Origin of the sequence: Adhaeribacter aquaticus DSM 16391 (assembly GCF_000473365.1) — a bacterium.
Taxonomy (GTDB): Bacteria; Bacteroidota; Bacteroidia; order Cytophagales; family Hymenobacteraceae; genus Adhaeribacter; species Adhaeribacter aquaticus.
The window spans coordinates 2,383,693-2,409,124 of sequence record NZ_KI421517.1 but is presented as its reverse complement, the minus strand read 5'-3'; the positions used below and the strand labels follow the sequence as shown (position 1 = coordinate 2,409,124).

Annotated in this window: 20 protein-coding genes; 8 read left to right on the top strand and 12 right to left on the bottom strand. The window is 41.2% G+C overall.

Annotation, left to right across the window (positions count from 1 at the left end):
* Positions 1 to 371: 371 nt before the first annotated feature.
* The 11 genes from ADHAQ_RS0112670 to hemE all read right to left on the bottom strand — a co-directional run bounded on the left by ADHAQ_RS0112670 (position 372) and on the right by hemE (position 15,123).
* Entirely contained in the window at positions 372 to 1,835 is a 1,464-nt protein-coding gene (locus ADHAQ_RS0112670; RefSeq protein ID WP_026463251.1) for a SusD/RagB family nutrient-binding outer membrane lipoprotein, read from the bottom strand.
* 11 nt (positions 1,836 to 1,846) lie between these two features.
* Entirely contained in the window at positions 1,847 to 5,089 is a 3,243-nt protein-coding gene (locus ADHAQ_RS0112665; RefSeq protein WP_026463250.1) for a SusC/RagA family TonB-linked outer membrane protein, read from the bottom strand.
* A gap of 290 nt (positions 5,090 to 5,379) precedes the next feature.
* A protein-coding gene (gene prfB, locus ADHAQ_RS0112655; RefSeq protein ID WP_157433410.1) for a peptide chain release factor 2 occupies positions 5,380 to 6,457 on the bottom strand; the annotation gives its coding sequence in 2 pieces (ribosomal slippage) (positions 5,380 to 6,396 and positions 6,398 to 6,457; 1,077 coding nt in all).
* A 156-nt stretch (positions 6,458 to 6,613) separates the two neighbouring features.
* A complete protein-coding gene (locus tag ADHAQ_RS0112650) occupies positions 6,614 to 7,678 on the bottom strand; it encodes a branched-chain amino acid aminotransferase (RefSeq protein WP_026463248.1) in 1,065 nt (354 codons plus the stop codon).
* 151 nt (positions 7,679 to 7,829) lie between these two features.
* Positions 7,830 to 8,378: a cob(I)yrinic acid a,c-diamide adenosyltransferase gene (locus ADHAQ_RS0112645; RefSeq protein ID WP_026463247.1), complete on the bottom strand. Its 549-nt coding sequence runs from the start codon at positions 8,376 to 8,378 to the stop codon at positions 7,830 to 7,832.
* A 40-nt stretch (positions 8,379 to 8,418) separates the two neighbouring features.
* Positions 8,419 to 9,135, bottom strand: a complete 717-nt coding sequence (locus tag ADHAQ_RS0112640) for an ABC transporter ATP-binding protein (protein ID WP_026463246.1) — start codon at positions 9,133 to 9,135, stop codon at positions 8,419 to 8,421.
* A gap of 102 nt (positions 9,136 to 9,237) precedes the next feature.
* Positions 9,238 to 12,282, bottom strand: a complete 3,045-nt coding sequence (locus ADHAQ_RS0112635; protein WP_026463245.1) for a tetratricopeptide repeat protein — start codon at positions 12,280 to 12,282, stop codon at positions 9,238 to 9,240.
* An 8-nt stretch (positions 12,283 to 12,290) separates the two neighbouring features.
* A complete protein-coding gene (gatC, locus tag ADHAQ_RS0112630; RefSeq protein ID WP_026463244.1) occupies positions 12,291 to 12,578 on the bottom strand; it encodes an Asp-tRNA(Asn)/Glu-tRNA(Gln) amidotransferase subunit GatC in 288 nt (95 codons plus the stop codon).
* A complete protein-coding gene (locus ADHAQ_RS25555) occupies positions 12,520 to 13,323 on the bottom strand; it encodes a lysophospholipid acyltransferase family protein (protein ID WP_084523839.1) in 804 nt (267 codons plus the stop codon). The genes gatC and ADHAQ_RS25555 overlap by 59 nt, the downstream gene beginning before the upstream one ends.
* A gap of 67 nt (positions 13,324 to 13,390) precedes the next feature.
* Positions 13,391 to 13,960: an NUDIX domain-containing protein gene (locus ADHAQ_RS0112620; protein WP_026463243.1), complete on the bottom strand. Its 570-nt coding sequence runs from the start codon at positions 13,958 to 13,960 to the stop codon at positions 13,391 to 13,393.
* Positions 13,961 to 14,091: 131 nt separating this feature from the next.
* Positions 14,092 to 15,123 (bottom strand): uroporphyrinogen decarboxylase, encoded by a 1,032-nt coding sequence (gene hemE / locus ADHAQ_RS0112615; protein ID WP_026463242.1) that lies wholly within the window; start codon positions 15,121 to 15,123, stop codon positions 14,092 to 14,094.
* 141 nt (positions 15,124 to 15,264) lie between these two features.
* Here hemE and ADHAQ_RS0112610 point away from each other — a divergent pair, with 141 nt between their 5' ends.
* The 3 genes from ADHAQ_RS0112610 (at position 15,265) to purE (ending at position 17,813) form a co-directional block, all read left to right on the top strand.
* Positions 15,265 to 15,906, top strand: coding sequence for a hypothetical protein (locus ADHAQ_RS0112610; RefSeq protein WP_026463241.1), 642 nt, complete (start codon positions 15,265 to 15,267; stop codon positions 15,904 to 15,906).
* Between the two features lie 264 nt (positions 15,907 to 16,170).
* The gene (locus ADHAQ_RS0112605; protein ID WP_034256794.1) at positions 16,171 to 17,304 is read left to right on the top strand and encodes a 5-(carboxyamino)imidazole ribonucleotide synthase; all 1,134 of its coding nucleotides are present in this window, start codon (positions 16,171 to 16,173) and stop codon (positions 17,302 to 17,304) included.
* On the top strand, positions 17,301 to 17,813 hold the full coding sequence (gene purE, locus ADHAQ_RS0112600; protein WP_026463239.1) for a 5-(carboxyamino)imidazole ribonucleotide mutase: 513 nt from the start codon (positions 17,301 to 17,303) through the stop codon (positions 17,811 to 17,813). Before ADHAQ_RS0112605 ends, purE begins: the two co-directional genes overlap by 4 nt.
* A gap of 80 nt (positions 17,814 to 17,893) precedes the next feature.
* Here the strand turns inward: purE and ADHAQ_RS0112595 are convergent, their stop codons facing one another.
* Positions 17,894 to 18,289 (bottom strand): hypothetical protein, encoded by a 396-nt coding sequence (locus ADHAQ_RS0112595; protein ID WP_026463238.1) that lies wholly within the window; start codon positions 18,287 to 18,289, stop codon positions 17,894 to 17,896.
* Positions 18,290 to 19,288: 999 nt separating this feature from the next.
* Here ADHAQ_RS0112595 and ADHAQ_RS0112585 point away from each other — a divergent pair.
* The 5 genes from ADHAQ_RS0112585 to ADHAQ_RS0112550 all read left to right on the top strand — a co-directional run bounded on the left by ADHAQ_RS0112585 (position 19,289) and on the right by ADHAQ_RS0112550 (position 25,121).
* The gene (locus ADHAQ_RS0112585; protein ID WP_026463236.1) at positions 19,289 to 19,594 is read left to right on the top strand and encodes a hypothetical protein; all 306 of its coding nucleotides are present in this window, start codon (positions 19,289 to 19,291) and stop codon (positions 19,592 to 19,594) included.
* Between the two features lie 249 nt (positions 19,595 to 19,843).
* Positions 19,844 to 22,285: an outer membrane beta-barrel family protein gene (locus ADHAQ_RS0112580; RefSeq protein ID WP_026463235.1), complete on the top strand. Its 2,442-nt coding sequence runs from the start codon at positions 19,844 to 19,846 to the stop codon at positions 22,283 to 22,285.
* A gap of 479 nt (positions 22,286 to 22,764) precedes the next feature.
* Positions 22,765 to 23,586, top strand: coding sequence for a response regulator transcription factor (locus ADHAQ_RS0112570; RefSeq protein ID WP_026463234.1), 822 nt, complete (start codon positions 22,765 to 22,767; stop codon positions 23,584 to 23,586).
* 79 nt (positions 23,587 to 23,665) lie between these two features.
* On the top strand, positions 23,666 to 24,391 hold the full coding sequence (locus ADHAQ_RS0112565) for a hypothetical protein (protein ID WP_157433409.1): 726 nt from the start codon (positions 23,666 to 23,668) through the stop codon (positions 24,389 to 24,391).
* Positions 24,392 to 24,683: 292 nt separating this feature from the next.
* On the top strand, positions 24,684 to 25,121 hold the full coding sequence (locus tag ADHAQ_RS0112550; RefSeq protein WP_157433408.1) for a hypothetical protein: 438 nt from the start codon (positions 24,684 to 24,686) through the stop codon (positions 25,119 to 25,121).
* The last annotated feature ends 311 nt before the right edge of the window (positions 25,122 to 25,432 follow it).

The window sequence follows — 25,432 nt, the reverse complement described above, 5'->3', positions numbered from 1 at the left end:
CAGAATTAATTTGGTCCGTTAGTTATCAGAACCTGCCGGTATTTTTCAATTGTCCTGAATATGGCAGGTGTTGGTATTGGAATGAATTTGCTGTAAGAAGTGTATCAGGCAATGATTCTATTTTGAGTAATGTTGGGTACACCTTACTCATCTTCTGGTAAGAAAATAGAATAGGGTATTATAAAATCTAATTTTTTTACCTGTTCTAGCCGTTTGATTAGAAAAACAATTCTTTTTTAAGGTGGTAAAATCCTGCATTACCCATATAAAACTTTGTTGGTTTTACCTTTAACAGATAGTTATAAGATATAAAACAAGAAAGGCTGCCATATGGCAGCCTTTCTTGTTTTATATCCTGTAGGAATTTATAATTAACGTTTATCCCAGAAAATTTTAGTTGTAGCATCGTCACCACCAATAGCAGTTCCTGCCGCATTTACGTTTTGAGTGTTAAGCGTACGCTCAGTTGGCGGGAATGGATAACGTACTGGTACCACGTTGTAAGCTGGTTTGTATTGTGCATCAGGAGCCTTCAGTTGAGGATAATCCAATCTGCGGAATTCTGTCCACGCATGGAATGCCCGCTCATAAAGCGCGATCCATTTCTGAGTACCTAAAGCCTGACGCTGAGCCTCTGTTAGGGCAGCATTAGGAGTAGCAAGAGTTGCCATTTGAGTCACCACTTGTGGTTGAGCCAAATAAGCTGTGATCTGAGCTGCTGGAACATTCCAGAATGTCATGGAAGCTGTAATAGCTTTTCTGAAATGTTCTGGACCTGAAGTAGCAACCCAACCACGTGCAGCAGCTTCCGCTAAGTAAAACTCTACCTCATCGTAACCCAGCACTACAGCCGGCGCATCAGGAGCAGTAATTGTAGTACTTACTTTAGAGAAGTTAGCATAAGTGTTATTATTACCATAGATACCTCCCACATAAGCACCATTGTGCAAAGTGAAGTAAGAAGAACGACGTGGGTCATTCAGGTCATTCATAACGTTTACCAATGTAGCAGAAGGTACAAAGTCATTACGACCGCTCTGTACTAAGTTAGTCCATACAGGGTTTACGTTTGGAGTAGTTGCTGTATATTTAAATACAGCTTGGTCAGCATTTGACGTGAACACATTTGGAGCAGCTTCGGTAACAGCCTTTTGAGCTCTTCCTGGATTTGCATCCGCCATGGTCATACCTAACATTAACTTTAAAGAGTTAGCATATTTAATCCAACGTCCTACATTTCCACCATAAATCAGGTCAGAAGCACCAAAGCTTGCCGCGCTGGAGTTCTTATTCAAAGTAGCAATAGCAGCATCTAATCTGGTTAACAAGTCTTCGTAGATAGCGGCATCATCGTCATACTTAGGATAAATAACTTCCCGGTCTAAAGCCTCTTTGTAAGGAATATCACCGAATGTATTTACCAATACAGACCATGAATAAATCTCCATCACTTCAGTAATGGCCAATTGGTTTTCCTTAACAGCAGCAGTAAGAGACTGGTCAGCAGTTATGATTTTGGAAGTTTCTCTGAAGTCCATCAGCACGTCACGATACATCGCGAACCAGAAGTTCTGCGGAATGTTCCGGGCAACCAGGTCATACCGGCTTTCTTCCGGGTAAGTAGTGTTGGCCCAGTGCTGGGTTAGCAACCTGAATATACCAGAGTTTACGTTAGGGGTAACTATATTGTCTACCAGGTTACGCTGCGCGTTAGCAAAAAGCATTGGGGCTGGAACCGCGGTAGGGTTCTTCGGATCTACCAGATCCTCATCCCAATCTTTTGTACACCCTACAAAGGTTAAGGCGAGCATCAAGAATGCAAATATTTTTTTCATTTTATTCATTATTAAAATCTTAATCTTACGTTAAAGCCTACATTTCTCATAGTAGGATATGCTCCACTTTGGTAACCTAAAGACATAGTACCAGCACTCATACCTTCTTCTGGATCAGAGTATGGTGTGTTCTTGTGGAAGATATACAGGTTTCTACCATAGATTGACAGGTCAACACCTTGAAATACTTTCATTCTAGATACCAAAGACTGTGGCAGGGAGTAGCCTAAAGTTGCTTCTCTTAGTTTTACATAGCTGGCATCGTAAACGAACATTTCTGGAGGATTGGTATAGCCCATGGCAGAGTATACTTCTACACGTGTTGTATTAGGAGTTCCGTTTGCAAGCACACCTGGTACAATTGTACCACCACTGTTAGAAGCGTAGGTTCCGTCGGCATTTCTAACAATTGGGTCACGTACTGGGTTCCCAAGATCGTTATTAAATACAGTGTTATCCGGAATACCTGTGTACTGGCCATAAGCTTGGTCAAGAGAGAATACGCTGCCACCTTTTTTCATATCAATCAGGAAGCCTAATGATACGCCTTTGTACTTAAATGTGTTAGACACACCACCGATCCAGTCAGGGTTGATATCACCAATGTTGGTGTTAGCATCTCTGTTAGATACATATAAACCGTTAGCTCCTACTAAACGTTGACCGTTCTCATGTTTAGCAAAACCTGCACCTTTGATAACACCAAATGGTTCACCTACAGCTGCGTTCAAAGAAACACCACCCTGGAAGGCAGCAATCTGATAGTTTTGGATTGGGCCAAGGTCAAGAACTTTACTTCTGTTTCTGGTCCAGTTAGCATTAATTGTCCAAGAGAAAGCATCTGTTTTAATTGGAGAACCGAATGCACTCACTTCAAAGCCCTTGTTCACTACCTTACCAGCGTTAATCCACATGGCATTAAAACCAGTAGCTCTTGAGATTGGCACGTTCAGGATCTGATCTACAGAGTTTGCATTGTAATAAGTTACGTCAAAACCAGCGCGAGCATCTAAGAAAGACATTTCTACACCAACTTCATAGCTCTTGGTGCGCTCAGGCTTCAGATTAGGATTTCTGCGGGTACCATTTACCGAAGCAATAGATGTAGAACCAAAAGGAGCTAGCAGGTCATAAGTATTGTACACACTAAGTGGACGCGCCATGTTACCTACTTCAGCGTAGTTAGCTCTGATTTTACCATAAGAAAACAGGTAGTTTTTTGGCATTAGCTCACTGAAAACAAAGCTACCTGAAATGGATGGGTAGTAGTAAGTTCTGTTAGCTGCAGGTAGTGATGAAGACTGGTCAATACGAGAAGCTACGTCTAAGAAAGCAAGGTTTCTGAAGCCAAGCGTTGCACTGGCAAAGTAACCATTCACACGCAGACGAGTATCTTCCTCAACTGGAGGGCTTAATGGGTTGCGAGAGTTAGACAAAGAGTAAAGACGAGGTACTACTAAACCACCGTTTGTAGTAGAACGAATCATGGATGTTCTTGTATCGCGGATGTTAGTACCTATTGTGGCTTTGAAGTTAAAGTCTTCAGAGAAGTCTCTGTCTACATTTGCCATCAAGTCGTAGTTAGTTTCGCTGTAACGACCGTTGTGTCTGGTGTAGCTAGGCACACCAATAGAGCCTACTGCAAAGCGCTCTTCACGGATTTCGTCATATGTATCCAGGGAAGCACGTCCCATGATATTTAACCAATCTGTTAATTTGTAGTCTAATCTAAGGTAACCTAACGCACGACGTCTGTTGTCAGTGTTATAGCTCTCGTGACGAACAAAGTAAGGGTTGTCGAAGAACATTGGGCGAAGATCGTTGAAAGCTCTTGGGTTCCAGGTTACGTTTTCACGGTTAGCTAAGTAAGCTCTTTCTTGGTCTTTCACGTCTACGTCAGTACCCCACCACTGTCTGAATCCTTGGTTAGGGTTCAAGCCGCTGTAACCTGTACCATAACGGCCAAGTCCATCTGTTTCAGTGTAGTTCAAAGAAGTAGTGGCAGTTAACTTTTCAACAAGCTTATAAGAGGCTGCAAAGTTTACAAAGTTCTTAGTTACGTTAGAGTTTGGCAGCATACCATTGTTGCTGTTGCGGCCATAGTTTACTTTAAAGTAGCCTTTATCGCTGGCTCCATCAATAGCAAGGCTATGCGATGTACCAGAAGTATTTGTGAAGAAGGAAGTTGGATCATTCTTACCTGCTACCCATGGGGTAGGTTTACCAAAGTTCGGAGAGTTTCTGTCGAATGAATCCCAGTTGTACACCATCAGGTTCGGGTCAAAACGCGGACCGGCAGAACCGTCTTCGTTCAGAACAACAACTCGATCAGGAGTCCCGTCTCCATTAACATCATTGTCATAGAAACCAGGATATGTTTTACTATATTCAGCAAATGGGTAACCTCTACCATACTCCTTCTGGAAGCGGGTATAAGTACTCTTATCCAGGTAGCCCCAGTTAGCACCAGTATTAACAGTTACACCAATACCTTGTCTTTTAGATCCTTTTTTAGTAGTAATCATTACAACGCCGTTAGCGGCACGAGAGCCATAAAGCGCTGTTGCAGCGGCACCTTTCAGAACGGTCATTGACTCGATATCATCCGGGTTGATGTCGGCAGCAGCATTACCGTAGTCATATCCACCACGTCCTGTTGCTTGGTTGGTAGTGTTGTTGGTAGAGTTATCAATTGGAACACCATCAATTACGAATAATGCCTGGTTGTTACCACCAATAGACTTATTACCACGAATAACCACATTGGTAGAACCACCCAGGTTGTTGTTCTGCTGAACCTGCACACCAGCTACTCTACCAGAAAGTGCGTTGGTGAAGTTCTGCTGACGCGTCTGAGCTACTTCCTCACCGCCTACTGACTGAGCAGCGTAAGGAAGTTCGTTCTTGGTTCTTTCGATACCAAGAGCTGTTACTACTACTTCGCCTAATCTCCGGGCATCGGCTGCCAGGGCAATATTAATAGTGCTGGCATTGCCAATTGCTCTTTCGGTAGTAGTATAACCTATAAAGCTAAATACCAATGTTGTACCTCCTTGCGGCACATTAATTGAGTAAGCACCATTAACATCAGTAGCAGTACCTGACTGGGTACCTTTTACCAACACGGTAACACCGGGAAGACCTTCATTGTTACCGGCATCGGTAACTCTTCCGGTAATTGTCCTACTTTGTGCCATAACCTCCTGTAAGAGAGCAGACAAAAAGAGAAGACTCAGGAATAAAAATTTTCTCATGTTTGTTTTTGTTAAGTTAAAAATTTTCGTTTTAACAATTTTAAATATTATGCAGGAGAAAAAAAAATTTTTTTTAATAAAAATCCTGTCTTTTTACAAAAGTTTAGGATTATTAAATTATTAAATAATTAAAGTTTATGGGGAAAAATCGCAGATTTGCTAGAAAAAGAAATTTATGGTTTCATATTTTTTAATAAATACAAAATATGAAACCATAAATTTGGTAAAATCGTAAAATGGCAAGATTTTAAAAATTTATAAAATTTAAAATCTATACATTATAGCACTATTTAGCTTTGCATTAGGAAGGCTTTAATATAATCATCTATATCTCCATCTAAAACGTTCTGTACATCAGAACGTTCTAATCCTGTTCTCAGGTCTTTTACCAACTTGTACGGGTGCAGAACATAATTCCGTATTTGAGAGCCGAAATCTATACGTTTTTTAGTGCTTTCTAGTTTGTCCCGCTCTTCATTTCTTTTATCTATCTCTATCTGGTAGAGCCTGGACCGTAACATGTTAACAGCGTGCTCCTTATTCATTAATTGCGAACGCTCTATCTGGCATTCTATCACAATGCCGGAAGGTTTGTGTTTTAACCGAACCGCTGTTTCTACTTTATTTACGTTTTGCCCTCCGGCACCACCCGAACGGAAGGTATCCCATTCAATATCTGCCATATTGATCTCTATATTAATTGTGTCGTCTACTAACGGATAAGCAAATACGGAGGCAAATGAGGTGTGCCGGCGTCCGCCTGAGTCGAAAGGCGAAATACGAACCAGCCGGTGTACGCCGATTTCCGATTTCAAATAGCCGTAGGCAAAATCGCCGGTAATTTCTAAAGTGGCAGATTTAATGCCGGCGCCATCGCCAGCCTGATAACTAAGTTGCCGAACCTGGTAATTTTGTTTTTCGGCCCACATGATGTACATGCGCATGAGCATTTCTGCCCAATCCTGACTTTCGGTACCGCCAGCTCCGGGATTTATTTCCAATACGGCGCTTAGCTGATCTTCTTCGTTGCTGAGCATTCGTTTAAATTCGAGTTGCTCAATAGCTTTTTCTGCTTTACCGAACTCTGCCTGGATATCGGCTTCTGAAACGTCACCTTCTTTATAGAAATCAAAAAGTACTTCAAATTCTGAGACCGCATTTTCCAGTTCTTCAAACTGGTCAGTCCAGACTTTAACAGATTTAATTTCTTTAAGCAGGATTTCGGCTTTTTTAGAATCGTCCCAAAAGCCAGGGGAGGTGGTTACTTCTTCTTTTTGGGTTACTTCTTCTTTCTTGGCATCGTAGTCAAAGATACCTCCTCAAAGCCTCAGTGCGGGCCTTTAAATCTCTTAATTGTTCTGCTGTCATGGTATATATAAATTGTAGATGAATAATGTAGTCTTATTCCGATCTTACCCGGAAAGGTTCGAATTTAAATTAAAATAAAAAGTTGTAAATAATAAGGTCGGCTCTTTAGTTGCCTAAACCTTACTACTTACAACTTTTTTAAGGGAGTATAAGCAGCTATATTTTTACAATCCAGCCATGCGTATCTGCCACGGCGCCGGAACGAATAGCATCTAAATCTTTGGCAAGTTGTGGCGAATACTGGCGCGATTCAATAGAAGGTAGCTGAAAATCAGTGCCCCGGAAACCAATGGTAACAATGTGCGAAATAAACGCAGCCGTACCACAACCAAAAGCTTCCTGCAAAGTACCGTTTTGAGCGGCTTCCATCACCTCGGCCACCGATACTTTACGCTCTTCTACCTTTATGCCCCGATCTTTAGCTAACTGAATAATGGTATCGCGGGTAACGCCAGACAGAATAGAAGTACTTAAAGCTGGCGTAATCAGGGTGTCGTTAATTACAAACATTAAGTTCATCGTGCCAGACTCCTCGAAATACTCATGCGTTTTACCATCAGTCCATAATAATTGGTGGTAACCTTCTTCCAGGGCTTTTTTAGCCGGATACAAAGAGCCTGCATAATTACCGGCTGCTTTGGCAAAGCCAAAACCACCTTCTACGGAGCGGGCAAAAGTTTCTTCTACTTTAACCCGAAGCGGAGTAGAGTAATATGCGTTTACCGGACAGGTAATAATGGCAAATCTATAACTATCGGCTGGCTTAACACCCAGATAAGCGCCAGTGGCAAACATGTATGGCCGGATATACAAAGAGCTACCTGATGTGGTTGGAATCCAAGCGGCATCCAGGCGTAACAATTCCTTCAGTCCTTCCAGAAAAGTTTCTTCCGGATAAGCAGGCATACACAAGCGGTCTGCTGATAAGTTCATGCGGCGCAAGTTAGCTTGCGGACGGAAAACTGAAATTTCGCCGCTTTCGTTTTTGTAGGCTTTTAAACCTTCAAAAATTGCCTGGCCATAATGTAAAGCCGGGTTTGCCGGACTCAAAGAAAAATCTCCGAAAGGAATAATGCTGGGAGCTTGCCACTCTCCGTTTACATAATCGGCAACAAGCATATGATCAGAGAAAGTCTGACCAAATTCCAAGGAAGCAAAATCTACTTCTGGCAAGCGTGACTTTGCTGTTTTTTGTATCTGAATTTGCTGGGTATCCACCATGGCAATTAAATATTATTTCTTTTATTTCTTTGATTAACGAAAAGTAACCCGTGTAGTAGGAAAATTATTATTCAGGTTTACGTTAATCAGGGCGCAAAAGTAAGAAAAACGATATCGTATTACCTAATTTTACTTCTAAATTCTGTTTCAGCTACATACGGGGCTGCCAGGGTGTTTCTTCCGCGTTAAGTTCTGATGCCATTATGCGGCTTAATACAAACAAGTAATCAGATAATCGGTTTAGGTATTTTATTACTAAATCCGGCACAAAAGATTCTTCCTGTAAAGCTATTACCAGGCGTTCGGTACGGCGGCAAACACAGCGGGCAACGTGACAGAAGGAAACTGATTGGTGACCGCCTGGTAAAACAAATACTTTAAGGGGTGGTAGTTCCTGATCCATGTCATCCATTGCTTTTTCCAACAACGTTACATCGGTTTCAAGTAAGTCAGGTATTTTCATCTTTGATTTTTCCGGATCAGAAGCCAGGGTAGCACCAATGGTAAAAAGACGGTCCTGAATTTCTTTTAATATACGTTTACGTTTAGCGTTTACCGGTTGATCGGCTACTAACCCAATGTAAGAATTCAGCTCGTCTACGGTGCCGTAAGATTCAATGCGGAGGTGCGATTTTTTAACCCGCGTGCCACCAATTAAAGAAGTTAGTCCGGTATCACCGGTTTTGGTATATATTTTCATAGCAGTATAAACGTAGATACAACAGCGGCAAATACAGCAGTTAAATGATTGCCCGGTGCGTGGTAACTTCGGTGTTCACAATATCAGATTCTATTAACCCATCCCGGAGCCGAACAATCCGGTGGGCGTATTTCGCAATATCTTCTTCGTGGGTAACCATAATAATAGTATTGCCTTCGGTATACAGGTTCTCAAACAAATCCATTATTTCGTGAGAAGTCTTGGTATCCAGGTTTCCGGTTGGTTCATCCGCCAGAATTATGCTGGGGTTGTTCACCAAAGCCCGGGCAATAGCCACCCGCTGACGCTGTCCTCCGGATAATTCATTGGGCTTGTGTTTTGCCCGGTCTCCTAACCCCACACTTTCCAGAACCTGCATGGCTTTTTCTTCCCGTACTGATTTTTTGTAACCGGCATAAACCAAAGGCAGCGCTACATTCTCCAGGGCCGAAGAACGGGGTAGGAGGTTAAAGGTCTGAAAAACAAAACCTATTTCTTTATTCCGGATTTCGGCCAGTTCATTATCCGTCAGGTTGCTAACGTCTTTGTTATTGAGAATGTATTGGCCACCGCTGGGCGTATCTAAACACCCAATAATATTCATGAGGGTGGATTTGCCCGAACCTGAAGGGCCCATAAAGGCTACATATTCTCCTTTTGCTACCGAGATAGAAACACTTTTAAGGGCATGAATGGTCTCAGTACCCATGTGGTATAACCGCGACAAGTCAATGGTTTGAATAATGGAATTGCTCATGATTACGATTACCTGTAAAAACGAAGCTTAAGGTATAAAATCTTTTATACTTCCTGGCGCCCATTCTATACATTGGCAAAATTTAACATTTGTTTAAAAAGTCTACCGCCAGTTTTGCAAAGCAGCCTGGCGTTGCGCCAGTTTTTGCTCGTATTGCTTTCGAAAGTTTGCAAATGCTTCTGCCGGAAGCAATTTAGCTAATTCTTCTAAGGCACTCTCGGCAAACCCCGAATAACCAATTTCTATACTTTTTAATATGTAAGCTTGGTAAACCCGGGCGGAATACGGATTATAGGTAATACTATTTAATAAAATATCATAAGCCCGATTATTATCTTTTTGTGCCGAATAAAAATTGGCAGCAGCCAGAACGGTAGGCTCGTGGTAAGGCAAAACCTGTACGGCCACATTATATCTTTTTTTCGCCTCCTGAATTTTATTTTGTTTCTCGGCCAGTACCGCGTTATAATAGTGCTTTACCTTCTGATCGTGGCCTGCCAGGTACATACGCGGCAAGGCTGTTTCTAATTGCGGTAAGTTATTTGTTTTTAATAATATCTGAGCTTGTAATTGGTTTACCTCTGACAGCAAAGCATCTTGCTCATTTAGCTGCGGCAATAAGCCCTGGAGTACCTGGGTAGCAGCATCGTAATTAGCACTTAAAACCAAAAATCTAGTTAGTTCTTTTTGCGCTATTTTTTTCAAGTCAGGATTACGAACCGTACTGGCAACGGCCATATATTCCTGTGGCGAAATAGCAGCAGTATCCTGGTTTAGCTGTAAATATTGTACTTTAACTGAATCGTTGGGCTGTGCCAGTATTTGATTGGTGTGAGCCTGAATCAAGTATTTAACCCGGTTTGCTAATCTGGCTATTCCGGGACTTTCAGAAGCGGTTAACTGATCAGCCAGGAGCAAGGCATCTACTTGTTTATTGTGTTGTAAAGCTAAGGCATATAGTAAATGTACACCGGCATCCGGCCAGTCTTTTGCCTGGGCTTTGGCAAAGTGCTCGGCAGCGGCAGCATATAGCTTTTTTTCCATTAGCTGTAAACCAATAAGGTCTAATAAGTAGGCACTGTATTCTTCATTGGTACCGGCCAGGTTTTCCAGCGTAGTACGGGCTGCCAGCGTATAGCCCCGCCGGGCCTGGACGTGTGCCTTCAGCACTGCTAAATCAAAATGGTAGGGATAATTGTTTGCCTCCTTCAGGTATTGATTTATTTTACCTAAGGTTGCCTGGTCGGAACCAGATTGGCCCAGCATAGCGGCATGGTAAAAGCCGGCAAAGTTTTCAGGAGTTAATTTATGACCTTCGGGTAAGATAAATGTGTTATTTACAAACTTTTTCCCCGTGAAACATTGCAACAACAGCAAATTGCTTTGTAAAGGTAAATAGGAATTTTTCTCCTGATTTTGGGCCAGTTGCAAGGCCTGTTGGCCCAAACCGGAAGTGAGGTAAAAGGCTAGCCGGTTGCTCTGAGCAATTTCTTTTTGCGGCAGGTAGTTCTGAGCTTTCTGGAAAAAATATTCAGCAGAATCAATAATAGCCGTAGTGGCATACAATAAAGCCTGGTTATTTAATAAGTGACCGCTTTTTGGAAATTGGGTAAGGCTGTTTTTTAGCACCGATCGTTGGTTAAAAAAGTACTGGCGATCGGTGTATTTATTAGCTAAATGGGCATAAACCTTAGCTGATGGATAAAACACCAAAGCATCGTTCAGCATATTAATTTCTGCCTGCCGGTAATTTTTATCGTGGTAAATGCCCGCTAAAGCAAAAGCTGATTTTACATTATTATTATCATACACACTGCCTTCGTTGTAAAACCGTTCTGCCAGTAACGTGTCGTGGGTAGCTTTATAATAATCGCCCAGGTAATTATAGTAACCAGCCATCGCTTTGCGGGGCAGGCTATAGTTGGTGCGTAATAATAAGGCTAGCAGTAATACGCCACCCATAACATAAACCATATAAAAAGGAATGGTTTTAGGATCGTACACCACCCGGTATACCCGTAGCTTTTGCGAAAGCAAAGGGCCAAAGTTTATAAAAATGTAGGCAAAGAATATGGCCCCAAAAGCAAGGTGGGTATAAACAATTGTATCAGATGCCGCCCGAATTAAGGGGTCGTTGGCAGTGGCAAAAGCATAACCAATGGTAGTAAAGGTAAGAATGGCAAAAACCAGGTACAGAAAAACAGCACCCCCTTCGTAAGAAAAAAACTTGTTGTAGTGTTGCTGCCGCTGCCTCAGTCCCCACAGCCCGATCAGTGAGGATACTATTAAAATCAGGAAAACATTAATTAGTTGTAAGTCAAAGGAAAATATTCGGGTGTTTTGCAAATAAGTAAGCAGTAAACTGATTAAATATAAGCTGCTGATCAGCATAAATTGCCATAGCCCAAATCGTTTTTCGGGTTGTTTGGCCTGGGTATTAAACCAAAGTAAGCCATGAATATTTTCAAAAGATACCCAGAAAATAAAGAAAACGGCTGCTAAAATACAGCCTTCTGCACTATAATTAGTCAGGTGCAGGGTAGTTTGAGCGGGAGAGTAAGGCGAAGCTTTAAATAAAAATAAGAGTAGGCCACCCCATAAAAAAGTAAATACTATTATTCGGATGCCGAACGAAATGCGGGTAAAGAATGCATGAAACAGAAAAGTTACACCGCCCAAAAGCGTCATTACCGAAATTAAAATATATTGCTTCTGCTCCTGAAAAATGCCCAATACATCAAAGTTGAAAGTAGTAAGAAAGAGCATGAACGGCAGGATAGCGGCAAAAAAGGCAATTTGCCTAAACCGGCTTATAACCGATAAATAGTAAACGAGGCTTATGCTGATAAAGCTCAACGCAAAATAAGCCGCCGTCAGGTTTAACTGGGGCAAATTCACATCGAAGCGCTCTGTAAGCACAAACCCTTTTACCCGCAGATCAAAGTTTTCTAAAAGCAGGTTAAATTGGCCGGCTGGCATGCTTACCTGCTGCAGTTCCGGAACTGTTTGCCAAGGCGAAATTGAATTTTCGCCGGTGAAATAATAATAGACAGCAACGGCTAAGGCCGCAATGGCTATCTGTAATAAAAAAAGAAAAGGATACCAGGTATCCTTTTCTTCAAACTTTATAAACTTCGTAAATTTCATTTAAGGTTTTAATCCAATACTTTAGGTACTCTAAAATAATCAGAATCTTTTTTAGGAGCATTCTTTAAGCCTTCTTCGTGGCTAACCGCGTTAAAAGCCACATCTTCCCGCAACACATTTACTTCTACTGACATATGTGTTAATGGTTCAACGGCTGAAGTGTCTAATTCGTTTAACTTCTCCATCCAATCCAGAATTTTATTTAAATCCTGAAGCATTTCCTTTTCTTTCGTCTCGTCAAACTCCAGACGGGCTAAGTGGGCTAATTTCCGGATGGTTTGTATATCGGTGATCATGTTTATGTTTTATAAATTCAGCGTTAATTATTTCGTAAACTTTGTTCTTCAGGAACGGGATATCTTGCAAAGTTAAACCTTTTGTTTCGATTGGCTCATGAATTATCAATTTTAATGGATGCCAATTTACAATAAATTTACCTGCTACATCGGGCAGGAATATATGATTGAAGGGCATGGAAACCGGAACAACCGGAATTTGCGTTTCAATAGCGAGCTTAAAAGGACCGTCTTTAAACGGTAACATTTCTTCGCCGGCTTTCTCCGAAATGGTGCCTTCCGGGAAAATAGCCAGATTTCGGTTTTCTTCGGTAACTGTTTTTTTAGATCTGATATAAGAGCGGGCACTGCTTACTGGGTTTCTCCGATCTACAGTAATATATAATTTGTTGTAAATAGGACCCCACAAAGGCACTTTAGCTAAAGAGCTCTTCCCTACAAAATTCAGAAATCCTGGAATAGTTTGAAGCAACAGCGGGATATCAATAAAAGAACTGTGGTTAGGTGTAAAAATATACCGCTGGTTTTCCTGCAACCGGCCACGGTGCTCTACTGTAACCGGTAAAAAGTATAACCGCAATTGTACCCAGGACCAGATCCGATTTAAGGTATGTGCATGCTTGTACCAGGCGGGGCGAGAGGTAAAAAGCAGGAAAAACGGGTAAAACAAAAGGAATGGAACCAGAAAGCTAATAACACACCAGGCTCTGTAAACCGTATTTAAAATTGATTTTATTATGCTCATTAAAACCAAATTTAGTAATTTCTAAGCTAAAACCACCGCAACCGCTTTAAAATTCCGCTTGGTGTTATTATAAGGTAGAACGCTTGCGATCCCGTAATATTTTATCAGCTTTTAAAATGCCGGCTACGCTAATGCAGTCGGTTATTTCATTATCCATTACCATTCTAACGGCTTCGGCAAAACTCACTTTCTTAATTTTTAAATCTTCTGTTTCTTCAAACTCGGTTTCGCCGGCAATCAGGTCCTCGGCCAGAAATACAAAACCTTCTTCGTCGGTTACAGAGTTAGAGGTATGCAATCGGGCAATATTGGTCCAGCGCTGGGCCGTGTACCCTGTTTCTTCTTTTAATTCCCGCTTTGCCGATTCCAGAATATCTATTTCAACGGGGCCGCCGCCCATGGGTATTTCCCAGGAATATTCATTTACGGTGTACCGGTATTGCCCAATAAGATAAGTGTTACCTTCCGAATCGATGGGAATAATACCAATAGCCTTATTTTTAAAACTAACTACACCATATATGCCCTGGCCACCACCCGGATTAATAACCTGTTCGTGCCGTACGCTGATCCAGGGGTTGCTGTAAACTTGCTCAGAAGATAAGGTTTTCCAGGGGTTAATGTGTTCATCTTTCATGGTTTGTAGTTTTTTAGCGGAATAATTTATCAGGAGCGGCAGCAAGATTACTTGGTCTTGTCTGCCGCTCCTGATACTTGGATTTTAGCTCCGGGTTACTTAATCCGGTAAATTATGGCGTCTCCAGCTTATTACCGGCTGCTAAATTCTTTTACGGCATCAATGAAGCAACGCACTTTTTCCGGATCAGTATCAGGGTACACTCCATGACCCAGGTTAGCAATGTGGCGCTCAGGGCCAAAAGCATCCAGCATCTTTTTAGTTTCCGTCCGGATAGTATCAAAAGAGCCATACAGGGCGCAAGGGTCCAGGTTGCCTTGTAAGGTTTTACCCGAACCAATTATCTGGCGGGAGGTAGTTGCATCCATGTTCCAATCCAGACCAATGACATCACAGTTGTATTTAGCAAAATCAGACAGCGCAAAAAAAGCGCCTTTGGCAAAAATAGTCACCGGAGCTTCCGTAATAGCATCACAGATTTGGGCAATATACCGGGCAGAAAATTCCTGGTATTGGGCCGGAGAAAGAATGCCTGCCCAGGAATCAAATAGCTGAACCAGGTTGGCACCGGCAGCAATCTGAGTTTTTAGGTATTTTATGGTTGTATCGGTAATTTTCTGGAGTAGGCTGTGCGCTAATTCCGGCTCAGCGTACAGCATTTTTTTAGCTTTAGAAAAAGTTTTAGAACCATGGCCCTCTACCATGTAAGCCAAAATGGTCCAGGGAGCGCCGGCAAATCCTAATAAAGGTACGCGCCCATTCAGGTTCTTTTTAGTTATTCTGATGGCTTCGTATACATACTCCAGTTCCAGGTGCGCATCTGCCGAGCGGAGCGCATCTACATCTGCCTGCGACTGGATAGTTTTCGGGAAAAGCGGACCCCGTTGTTCTATCATTTCATAAGGTAACCCCATGGCTTCGGGTACTACCAATATGTCCGAGAAAATAATAGCGGCATCTACGCCCAGGATATCTACTGGCTGAATGGTTACCTCTGCGGCCAGTTCGGGCGTTTCAGCTAATTCTTTAAAACCACTTACGCTGTTGCGTACGGCCCGGTATTCGGGTAATATACGGCCCGCCTGGCGCATTAACCAAACCGGCGTGCGTTCTGTTTTTTCGCCGCGAGCGGCACGTAAAAGCAAATCGTTTTTTAACTGCATGGCACAAAGATACAGGATGGATACTTAATGGGTAAAACTCTGGTAAATTATTTGTTCCTTTTATAGTTAAAGAATGGTGAAAGGCGCTTAAAATTGTAAAACCGACAGATACAGTTTATCTTTAAGTACTGAAATTCTAATATGGCTATGCGTTTAGTTTATTTAAGTTTATTTTGTTTTGCTACATTTTTACCTTTTAATACAAAGGCCCAAAATAAGACCGATCAGTTTCTTTTCCCGGAATTTAAAACCGGCGTAATAAAATATAAAGCCGGACAACGGAAGCAGGCAAAACTTAATTATAATAAACTAACGGAAGAAATGGTGTTTGATAATAATGGCGTATTGTTAGCCCTTATCGATGATCCTCAAATTGATACCGTTTACCTGAATCAGAAAAAGTTTATCCCCGAAGGCAGGTACTTTTTTGAAGTAAATACCGAAGCGGCTACCCCATTTTTTATTCAGCATCGGTTTGCTTTTATTCCTCCTGCTAAAAAAGTAGGGTACGGAGGCAGGTCCGAAACTTCGGCAACCCAGAGTATGTCGCATTTAACGGAGGGTGGTCAGATATATAATTTACAAGCAACCGGAGATTATAAGCTATGGCCCGCTAACGTTTTAAGGTTGAAAACAAAAAACAAGTATGCGGAAGTAGCTAACTGGAAAGATTTAATTGCGCTTATGCCGGAGAAAAAAGAACAGCTTAAAAACCTTTCTAAATCCCAGAAAATAGATTTTCAGAACGAGGAAGATTTTGCTAAACTGCTAAAGCAATTGTAAGGCTACCGGAATAAATCCGGATTACTGAACAGGCAGTATTTACCTGCTGAATTTTACTTTATGTGTCTGAAAGTTTTGTCAGATAAACTAACTGTGGCGCTATTAAATTATTACCTATACCAGGGTGATCACGTAGGAACATTCAGGAAGTAAGGCATTATGATTAGCTGAAATAGCCTATAGCTAATTTAACGTACTCTTTTGGGTTAAAATTCTTTTTTACCACGTCTAAGGTCTTACTTTTGTTAAAATTTTTTAACTAGTATGATACACGGAGAAACCAGGTTAGGTATATTGGGTGGTGGTCAGTTAGGAAGAATGCTCCTGCAGGCCGGCATCGACCTGAACCTTTACACCTTAATTTTAGATCCGGATCCGGATGCCCCTTGTAAGAAATTATGTAACGAGTTTTATAACGGCAGTTTTGCCGACTTTGATACCGTGTATAATTTTGGAAAGAAATGCGATGTGCTGACTATAGAGATAGAGCATATTAATGTAGAAGCATTATTTAAGTTACAGGAAGAAGGCGTTAAGGTTTACCCAAATCCCGAAGCTATCCAAATTATTCAGGATAAGGGCTTACAAAAGCAATTTTATCAAAAGCATGCTATTCCAACGGCTGATTTTAGGATAGTTGAGCAAAAAACGGAATTAGAGCAGCATCTTGATTTTCTACCCGTTTTCCAAAAACTACGCCGCTTTGGCTACGATGGCCGGGGCGTAGTCAGATTAACCTCTGCCGAAAGTCTGGAAAAAGCTTTTGAAGAGCCATCGGTGCTGGAAAAACTGGTAGACTTTGAAAAAGAAATAGCCGTAATTGTAGCCCGCAACGCCCGGGGCGAAGTAAGCTGCTTCCCGGCCGTAGAACTGGATTTTCATCCGGAGCACAACCTGGTAGATTATTTATTTTCGCCGGCCAATATTTCACCGGAAACAGAAAGTAAGGCCCAGGCTTTGGCCACCCAAGTAATAGAAGCATTTAACATGGTAGGTTTGCTGGCCGTGGAAATGTTCCTGACCAAAGATGGCCAATTATTGGTGAATGAAGTAGCTCCCCGTCCGCATAACAGCGGGCACCATACCTTTAAAGCCAATTTAACTTCTCAATTTGAACAACACCTGCGGGCTATTTTAAACTTACCGTTAGGAGACTCAAATTTACATAGTGCGGCCGTTATGATTAACTTATTAGGAGAAGATGGTTTCTCTGGCGAGGCTAAATACGAAGGAGCTGATGAGGCGCTGGCAATTCCGGGTGTTACCATCCATTTATACGGTAAAAAGTTTACGCGCCCCTTCCGGAAAATGGGCCACTTAACCATTACCGCTTCAACCGTAACCGAGGCCCGGCAAAAGGCTGAGAAAGTAAAGAATTTAGTTAAAGTAAAAGCATGAGCACTGACAATTTAAATAATACCCCAGTAGTAGGCATAATAATGGGTAGCCAATCCGATTTAAAAATTATGGAAGCCGCCGCCGATGCACTAAAGCAATTTAATATTCCTTATGAGCTGACAGTAGTTTCGGCCCACCGTACCCCGCACCGGATGTTTGAATACGCCCAGACAGCACGCGATAAAGGGTTGAAAGTAATTATTGCCGGAGCGGGCGGAGCGGCTCATTTACCAGGCATGGTAGCAGCCTTAACGACTTTGCCGGTAATTGGCGTGCCGATAAAATCAAGTAACTCTATTGATGGCTGGGATTCGGTTTTGTCTATCCTGCAAATGCCGTCTGGTATTCCGGTAGCTACTGTAGCCTTAAATGGTGCTGCTAATGCGGGCTTACTGGCTGCTCAGATTTTAAGCACCTCCAGCCCCGAAATAACCGCTAACCTGGAGAAGTTCCGCGAAGCGCAAACAGAAAAAGTAATGCGCTCAGTAGAGGAGTTAGAAAAACGTTAAGAAAAAAAATCTTTCCATATTAAAGCAAAAAGCCTATCAGTAATCTGATAGGCTTTTTGCTTTAAAGCGGTTTGGCAAAATTAATTAGCTCTTTCTAATCCGCGCTTATTTTTTGCCTGGGCAGTTCCTCCCTGAAATTTAGCGAACTGATCCGGAGTAAGAACCGTTTTATACTCCGCATTATACTTTTCCCGTATCGCCTGCGAACCCTGAATCATGGCTTCGCGGTCGTCGCCGGCTTTGCTCCGCAGCGATTTCATTTCATTTAATTGTTGCAATTGCAAAGCTTTAATGCGGGTAGTTTGATCTGCAGTAAGGTTAAGTTGTTTGGCCATAGCTTTAGTTTGCTGATCGGCACTCTCTGCTAAAGATGGCATACCGGTAGGGGCACCTGCTTGTTTAGCCGGTTTGTTCTGAGCAGAAACCGCTCCGGCTCCTAAAAGAACTACTGCTAATAAAACTAATAATTTATTCATGGTAATTTTAAATTGGATTCGGTTAATTCCTGTTTCAGGTAATAACCGATATATAGTATAAATGATTCCGGCTGAAATATTTCCGAAACTTAGGAATTAAAAAGTAAATATCAAAAAAAGCCGCGTAAGAAAAACCCACAGCTATTTTGGTTTTGATGTACCGGTAAATTATTACTAACAGTGCGAATTACCTCCTCCTATTACTTCTCATTTGTGCCTGGTTAGCTTTTTATTTAGCGTATTGATCGGCTGTTAAAATAGTTTACGGCGTATTATATTTTCGCGTAATGTCTGAGACCCTTACCTCATGTCTTCGCGATCGGCAATGGCCTTATCCTAGATGGTTTGCATCTCCGTAACCCGCACCAGATTTATTTCTTTAATTTTTTCGACTGATCAGCTGAGAGTCCTGATTGCTCCGTCATCAAAGCTGTTTGTCATTCTGCTCTTTCCGCAGGAGTGCCCGACAGTCCTTATGGTAGGAGACTTTTAAGAGCTGTCATTAATATTCCTGTTTCTCCCAATAAAAGTGCTGCTAGTAGTGTTAGCTTTCTCATGGTGAAATAGTTTCTGTTCATAGAGGTTTACCAGCCAAAATAGAGTAATTGGACATGATGATAGGTGGCCGTTATTTTAGAACAGAAGCTCCGAAACAATTAAACCAGTTTCAGAACTAAATTTCCAGGCTTTCATTGCCCGAAGTATTGCTTAAACATCTCTCCTTATCCCTTTCTGCTTCCGGTACTATGATGGTGTTCATTCTATTTTTAAGCTTCTTGAAAAATATTTTAAATTTTTTTTCTGCCCTCAGGCAACCATAAAGGCACTTTTTATATCTATACAGTACCTTAGTTAAAACACTACCTTGCTTTGCATAGTACTGTATAATATCTTTGTTGCGAAATAAAAACCTAGCCAACGGTGCAGGGAAGAAAGAGAAGCGGTAAAGGGTTAGGTAAGGCAGTAAATTAAAATTAGAACGACAAAAGGTGCGGTCTTATGAAAACAAAAGCTTTCTACATGCTAAATCTGATCGGGATTTTTTTAACCCTATGGACCAACACGGTGGTATATGCAGGAAAATCACCTGTACCTACTTCAGAAAAAAAAGAAGAGGCAACGCCTTCTCCGGGCACACTTTCTAAAAAACAACAAATACAAGATGCCGAGTTTCTTCCTGACACGCCGGAAAGCCAACTCAAAACAAAAAAGAAGAAACCTTTACCGCCAGACCCAGACAAACCTGCTGGCACATTAAGAGGGGCTGTTTTAATCTTAAACCCTGGAGCCGACATATTGCCTTAGGTATCACCTGAACCGGATAAAATAAATTAACTCTAAATCTGAAACTATTAGGCTTTAGCCTGGTGAACCTAAGCAAACTAATAAAAACTTTAGTAGTAAACCGGACACTCCTGTACCAAATACGAACACTTTTTTAAGTTGTAAAAATTGTAAAGGTCTGAAAATCAATATATAGAATTTTGGCACCGTTCTTACTTCTTAAATTATCAGTGTAAAACAGCACACACATACCAGCTTATTATTAAAACCATGAAAAAAGATTACATCCTTCCCCTGATTTTTTTGTTGACGCTCCTGGTAAACATGAGCTTCGCTCAAACCTCCGGATTATTAACGGGTACTCTTAAAGATGAAAAAGGTAATGCGGTAGGTTACAGTACAGTTGCCATTTTACAAGGGAGTAATGCGGCAGTGGTTACCGGGGGTATTACCGACGGCGACGGCCGGTTTAGCATAAAAACGCCGGCAGCGGGTAGATACTTCCTGCGGTTAAGCGCTATTGGCTATACCCAAACCGATACCGCTCCTTTCGAGGTTACCTCAGCTACCTTTAGCAAAGACTTTGGTAATTTATTGCTGAAAGAAGATACTAAAATGCTGAAAGAAGTGGTGGTACAGGCTATGCGGCCAACTGTCACTAACCACGCGGATAAAATGGTAGTGAGTGTAGAAAATACAGCTCTGGCTGCCGGTAGTACTATTTATGAAGTGCTAGCAAAATCTCCGGGAGTATTCATCGATCAGGATGGTAATATTCAATTAAATGGTAAAGCCGGCGTACGTATTATGATTGATGGCAAACTTACATACTTATCCGGTAAAGACTTGCAAAGTTTGCTGCAAGGCATGACAGCTGAAAATTTAAAGGATCTGGAAATAATTACCAACCCGTCGGCTAAATACGATGCAGAAGGTACCTCTGGTATTATTAACCTGAACCTGAAAAAGAATACCATAAGCGGCATGAATGGCAGCATATATGGGGGCGGACAATTTAATGGTATGTATGGCTTTTCCAACGGCGGAAACATTAACTACAAAAAAGGCAAGTGGAATTCTTTTGCTAACCTGGATATAGCCCGCCGGACGAACCTGCGCATTAATACCATGACCCGGGAATTCAATTCTGAAACCAGCAGTGTCAGTTTCGACCAAAGCGGCCGGGAAGAAGGCATCCGCTTTTTGCCCACCCTACGCCTGGGCACCGATTTCGATATTAATAAAAAGCACAGCATTGGCGTAATGGCTAACCTGATGCACTTCCAGGCCGATAATAAATTTGTAACCTCTACTTATTTAAGCAATGGCATTGCTGCTCAGGATTCTCTTATCCGGTCTACTAACCTGATAAACGGTTCCTTTAACAACGGTACGTTTAATGCACATTACCTGGGTAAATTAGATTCTGCCGGCACCACTATTTCCGCTGATTTAGATTATGTAATAATGGCTGATAACCGGAACACCAGGTTTATGAATTTAAGCAAGCAGATAAACGAAGCCGGCGAAGGCAACCTGGATGTTTCTACGAGCAAAAATATACCTAACTACCATATTTATTCGGCTAAAGTAGATTTTGCCAAACCATTCAGTAAAACCACCAAATTAGAAGCTGGTTTAAAAGCCAGTCACGTAGTTTCTGATAACGATTTGCGATTTTATAACCTTACCGAAAATAATACCGAGGTAGTAGACAACAGAAGAACCAACCATTTTATTTACACTGAAAATGTATTTGCCGCTTATTCTAATTTTAATACCAGCTTCGGCGATAAGTGGAGTGTACAGGCTGGTTTACGGGCCGAGCAAACCAATGCGGAAGGTCGTTCGGTAACTAAAAATACAACTAATCCTTTCAACTACCTGAATTTGTTCCCCAGTGTGTTTGTGTCGCAGAAAGTAAATAAAGATTACCAGCTTACTTATAACTACAGCCGTCGGATTAGCCGCCCCCGGTACGAGGCCTTAAATCCATTTATCTTTTTCCTGGACAAGTACACGTATGCGCAGGGAAACCCGAACCTGAAGCCGCAGTATACCGATGCCTTCCAAGTAACTCAAACCATTAAAGGGGTATATAATTTATCTTTAAGCTACAACCATACTACAAACTTTATTGCTGAAATTCCGGAACAGTTTGTAGAAACCAACACTACTATATTTATGCAGCGGAATGTAGATAAATTTAAAAATGTAAGTGCTACGCTGGTGGCCCCCATTAAGGTTTCTCCCAAGTGGGATATCAATAATAACGTAACCATTGCGCACCAGAACTATACCATAAAAATGAATGATCAGGCGATGCGCAACGAACAATTGTTTTTCTACGCCCAGGCTACCAATAATATTATGCTCCCCAACAAAGTACGCATGGAGCTGAATGTTGGATATCAGGGACCAAATGCGTATGGTTTATATAAAATAGGTGCTAATTGGGGCGTGGACCTGGGAGTAAAACGAACTTTCCTGAATGATCAGTTAGATTTAAGCTTAAATGTAACCGATGTTTTCAGAACCCGGCGGGTAATCGGGAAAGCTAATTACAACGGTAACATCAACGAGTTTAACCAATATTTTGGTCAACAAAGTGTACGCTTAAACTTACGTTACAAATTCAATAAAGGAGCCAAGTTCGAAGCTAAAAAGCGGAACAACAGCCTGGAAGAATTAAACCGGGCTGGCGGAAATTAATTAGATCTTATCTTAATTTATCAGAAGTACCCGGTGCAGTAGCCGGGTATTTTTGTTTTAATCCTTTTGGATTATAAAGAATATAGAACCCTACCTAACAATACAGTTCTAGTTATACTTAATGATTTTTTTGTTCCTTTTCCATTCCAAATCCTTTGGCTTACTACCTTTTTTAATTTATGGTGGATTCAGTTTTAGCTTATTGCCTCCTTTTACCTCTGAAATAGCCGTCCCGCTGCAGTAAGTAATGTTACTATTAAGCTGTTTATCAGTGGTTTTAAAGGGTTAATATGCTGTAAAGCAACGTTGTAGCAAGAGGTTTTGTATAAAAGCTTATAAAAAGCTGATGTTATTATTATATGTAAAAAGTCCTTTTTAAAGTAAGTATATTTCTATAAACTTCTTATAGTTAAGTGAGGTCAAAAACATTAATAGGAATACAAATCCCAAAGTTGCTTTTAAACCATAAGTAAATTGATATGAGAGAGGGAAAGGGATCAACTATGGGGGCTGCTGCAATAGCCCCAATTTCCGGGCTGGAAATATACCAGGAGCTTTGTGAACTGTGGCAAACCCAGAATTATAGTTCAGCAAAATCAGATTTTGATCTATATTTTAAAGCCAACCCAGCTTTAAATTTTATTTTCAATCATGGTCCTTGTGTTACCTGGATTTTGGATATCCGGCACCAGCAATTTGAGTACATTAGCCAAAATGTGGGCGAATTAGTTGGCTACGAGTCGGAGCAGTTCTTAAACAAGGGTTTGAACTTCTTTAACCAAATTGCCCACCCTGACGATCTTTCCAAAACCTGGATTTCTGCCCGTCAAACCTGGGAGTTTTTACTTTCTCAAACCCCAAATCAACGCAAACAATTTAGGTTTACCAATAGTTACCGCGTTCTAAAACCTACTGGCGAGGCGGTTGAAATTCTGGAGCAGAACTCGGTTCTTCAGTTGGATAGCTTAGGGAATATTACCCATTTATTGGGAGTGTGTTCAGATGTTACCCAAATAAAACAAGGTGGAAATTTTGCAGTTCCTATTGCTGCTCCCGTTTCAGATACAGGTTATTTTCCTGCTCCTACAGTTGACTCGGACATTGGTAAGCCCATTTTAAGCAAGCGGGAGTTAGAAATTGTAAAGCTAATTGCAGCTGGTTATGGTAGTAAATATATTGCCGACAAGCTGTGTATTAGCTTTCATACCGTTAACACCCACCGACAAAAAATCATAGAGAAAACCCAGGCCAAAACAGCTGGCGGGGTTGTGCAATTTGCCATTAATCAAGGGCTTATCTAAAAGAATACTGAATTTTCAGTATTTCTTTAGAGGGAAGATATAGTTAAATTTAGTTAATTACATCTCTAAAGCTACTATTATGAAAATCATGAATAATAGTGTTCTTCTAACCAACTATACTAATTTGGAAGAGGCCATCGGCAACCGGTGGATAGCAGAAAATACGGCTATTTTAGTAGTGCATGGTATCGGGAACCAAAACCCCTTGGAAACCTTGGATGGATTTACCCGAGGCTTAGCCGAAACCTACAAAGCTGCAGGTTACAATTTGGCAATTGAACACCATCTGGCTCGGAAAAGTGCTTCTGATAGTTCTACACCCTGGTTCGATAATTTTCTGCGGCTTCGGGAAGAAGGAACCCAAGGGCCTCACCTGGATATTTATGAATACTATTGGGCGCATGAAACCGAAGGGCAGGCTACCTTGAAAGATTTAAATACATGGTTGAATAACGTAACCCGGGGAGCCCGGAAATTTTATAAGAACAATGTAGTTTTTGCTAATGCTAACGAAGATCAAAGTATCTTTATTAAAGATGGCAAATTCAACCCTGTTACTTATTGGTTTTGTGTAAGCTTTATTCCGCAACTTTTTCTTTTTCTTAATTGGGCCATCGATGCTTTGGTTAAACTTTTCTCGGCTATTCCAGTAATTGGTCCGTTTGTGTCACTCTTTTTTCAGGGAAAGCTAAACGGAACACTGGATAAATTATCCAATATCCTGAATGATATTTCTATTTATAACACTACGGATGCTAAATCTAAATTTTTCGTATTCGGAATTGCATTTTGGATGGTGCTGTAAATGCCTTGCGGTATTTATTGGAAGCCACCCCTGATCCGCAAACCGGGAAATTGGAATTTCAATACGACCAGGTGTTATTAGCTGGCCATTCCTTGGGCAGTTAGGTGGCTTTTGATGCTGTAAACCGCATTAACCATTTAGTAAACCAGGGCGAGCTAAAAGGATACAATAAGAAGGGGGAAAGCCTGAATACTACTCCAATCCCAAAAGGACTAGGTGTAGCAGGACGTTTAATTGGGTTGGTCACATTTGGCAGCCCCCTGGATAAGATTGCCTTTTTTTCCGGGAGCAGGTGCCGGAAACCGAGTATTTGCGTTTCCAAATTATCAACCATTTCCACGGGTTTAAACAACGCAATTGGGCCGATCTTTCTAATATAGCCAATGGTACTTACCCCAAAGTAAAACCCTGCGAAGAAAGGTTATTCGAAAAAGTGACTTGGCGAAACTATTTTGATATTCGGGATTATGTAAGTGGTTCCTTGGATTATTACGATGGAGTAACTAATGTAAACTGTAGCTTTCCATCTAAGTTCCATAGTTTCACCCACAGCCGGTACTGGACCTGCACCAACATGTTTGCAGAAATAATTGACTATTTTCTGGCGCCTAAGATTCAAAAATTACACTTGGCTTCAAAGGTTGTTAAAGTTGAGATTCCAAAAGCAGAAGGGACTATCCAATCTACACCGAAACTTGCACCCGAAGAAACAACCTTCCATCAATTCTAAATTATCAGGTTATAATAATAAGTTGAGAACATAATCAGGAACGGACAAATCCTTCTGATATTTAATTTAAACCTTGGCTTATATAAAAGCCACGAGTGATACATGAATATTAAAATGTTTGTTATTAGATAAAGGAGAAGGCAGGTAGGTTAACGGCTCATTTGCTATAAAGGAGCCTGATTTTAACAAAATTATTTATTGTTGTATTATGTGGATTTTAAAGCTAATAAAAGATTGGTATATCTGCATCCATATCATATTCACAATAAAAGTAAAAAGCCTTTCTAGTTTCCCAGAAAGGCTTTTTACCA

Coding starts and splice junctions, on each gene's coding strand:
- ADHAQ_RS0112670 (WP_026463251.1), bottom strand. CDS start 1,835: ATGAAAAAAATATTTGCATTCTTGATGCTCGCCTTAACCTTTGTAGGG.
- ADHAQ_RS0112665 (WP_026463250.1), bottom strand. CDS start 5,089: ATGAGAAAATTTTTATTCCTGAGTCTTCTCTTTTTGTCTGCTCTCTTA.
- ADHAQ_RS0112650 (WP_026463248.1), bottom strand. CDS start 7,678: ATGGTGGATACCCAGCAAATTCAGATACAAAAAACAGCAAAGTCACGC.
- ADHAQ_RS0112645 (WP_026463247.1), bottom strand. CDS start 8,378: ATGAAAATATATACCAAAACCGGTGATACCGGACTAACTTCTTTAATT.
- ADHAQ_RS0112640 (WP_026463246.1), bottom strand. CDS start 9,135: ATGAGCAATTCCATTATTCAAACCATTGACTTGTCGCGGTTATACCAC.
- ADHAQ_RS0112635 (WP_026463245.1), bottom strand. CDS start 12,282: ATGAAATTTACGAAGTTTATAAAGTTTGAAGAAAAGGATACCTGGTAT.
- gatC (WP_026463244.1), bottom strand. CDS start 12,578: ATGATCACCGATATACAAACCATCCGGAAATTAGCCCACTTAGCCCGT.
- ADHAQ_RS25555 (WP_084523839.1), bottom strand. CDS start 13,323: ATGAGCATAATAAAATCAATTTTAAATACGGTTTACAGAGCCTGGTGT.
- ADHAQ_RS0112620 (WP_026463243.1), bottom strand. CDS start 13,960: ATGAAAGATGAACACATTAACCCCTGGAAAACCTTATCTTCTGAGCAA.
- hemE (WP_026463242.1), bottom strand. CDS start 15,123: ATGCAGTTAAAAAACGATTTGCTTTTACGTGCCGCTCGCGGCGAAAAA.
- ADHAQ_RS0112610 (WP_026463241.1), top strand. CDS start 15,265: ATGGCTATGCGTTTAGTTTATTTAAGTTTATTTTGTTTTGCTACATTT.
- ADHAQ_RS0112605 (WP_034256794.1), top strand. CDS start 16,171: ATGATACACGGAGAAACCAGGTTAGGTATATTGGGTGGTGGTCAGTTA.
- purE (WP_026463239.1), top strand. CDS start 17,301: ATGAGCACTGACAATTTAAATAATACCCCAGTAGTAGGCATAATAATG.
- ADHAQ_RS0112595 (WP_026463238.1), bottom strand. CDS start 18,289: ATGAATAAATTATTAGTTTTATTAGCAGTAGTTCTTTTAGGAGCCGGA.
- ADHAQ_RS0112585 (WP_026463236.1), top strand. CDS start 19,289: ATGAAAACAAAAGCTTTCTACATGCTAAATCTGATCGGGATTTTTTTA.
- ADHAQ_RS0112580 (WP_026463235.1), top strand. CDS start 19,844: ATGAAAAAAGATTACATCCTTCCCCTGATTTTTTTGTTGACGCTCCTG.
- ADHAQ_RS0112570 (WP_026463234.1), top strand. CDS start 22,765: ATGAGAGAGGGAAAGGGATCAACTATGGGGGCTGCTGCAATAGCCCCA.
- ADHAQ_RS0112565 (WP_157433409.1), top strand. CDS start 23,666: ATGAAAATCATGAATAATAGTGTTCTTCTAACCAACTATACTAATTTG.